Origin of the sequence: Billgrantia saliphila, assembly GCF_002930105.1 — a bacterium.
Lineage (GTDB): Bacteria > Pseudomonadota > Gammaproteobacteria > Pseudomonadales > Halomonadaceae > Halomonas > Halomonas saliphila.
The window spans coordinates 1-1,121 of record NZ_PJRN01000043.1 but is presented as its reverse complement, the minus strand read 5'-3'; the positions used below and the strand labels follow the sequence as shown (position 1 = coordinate 1,121).

Genomic DNA, 1,121 nt, shown 5'->3' with positions numbered 1-1,121 from the left:
GGCGTCGAGGCCTGCCAGGCATTGGCCGAGCGGCTGGGCGCACCGGTGGTCAACAGCTATCAGCACAACGACTCCTTCCCGGCCAGCCACCCGCTGTGGTGCGGACCGCTGGGCTACCAGGGCTCGAAGGCGGGCATGAAGTTGATTGCCCAGGCCGACGTGGTCGTCGCGCTGGGTACGCGTTTGGGGCCGTTCGGCACCCTGCCGCAGCATGGCCTGGACTACTGGCCGAAGGACGCCAAGATCATTCAGGTCGATGCCGACCACAAGATGCTGGGGCTGGTAAAGAAGATTGCAGTGGGCATCTGTGGTGATGCCAAGGCGACCGCCGAAGCGCTTGTCGAGCGTCTGGCCGACCGGGACCTGGCCTGTGACAGCACCAAAGGTCAGCGCGCCGAGCTGATCGCCAGCGAGAAAGCGGCCTGGGAGAAGGAACTCGACGAATGGACGCACGAGAAGGACCCGTTCAGCCTCGATGCCATCGACGAGGCGAAAGGCGAGACCCCGTTCTCCGGCGGCGAGTACCTGCACCCGCGCCAGGTGCTGCGTGAGCTGGAGAAGGCCATGCCCGAGGACGTGATGGTCTCCACTGACATCGGCAACATCAACGCGGTGGCGCACAGCTACCTGCGTTTCGAGAAGCCACGCAGCTTCTTTGCGCCGATGAGCTTCGGCAACTGCGGCTACGCGCTGCCGACAATAATTGGTGCCAAGGCGGCGGCACCGCATCGCCCGGCGATCGCCTATGCCGGTGACGGTGCCTGGGGCATGAGCCTGATGGAAACCATGACGGCGGTACGCGAAAACATCCCGGTGACCGCGGTGGTGTTCCACAACCGGCAGTGGGGGGCGGAGAAGAAGAACCAGGTGGAATTCTATAACCGTCGCTTCGTGGCTGGCGAGTTGGACAACCAAAGCTTCGCCGAGATCGGCCGGGCGATGGGCGCCGAGGGGATTACGGTGGACCGCCTGGAGGACGTGGGGCCGGCGCTGAAGAAGGCGGTGGACCTGCAGATGAACGAAGGCAAGACCTGCGTTATCGAGATCATGTGCACGCGCGAGCTGGGTGATCCCTTCCGCCGCGACGCACTGAAGAAGCCGGTGCGACTGCTGGAGAAGTA

The 1,121-nt window shown here is 64.3% G+C and carries 1 protein-coding gene; it reads left to right on the top strand.

Annotated elements, in window-relative coordinates; all coding sequences use genetic code 11:
- Nucleotides 1–1,121 (top strand): sulfoacetaldehyde acetyltransferase (locus CYJ07_RS20180; protein WP_156085534.1); only part of this gene is annotated, 1,121 nt, incomplete at both ends.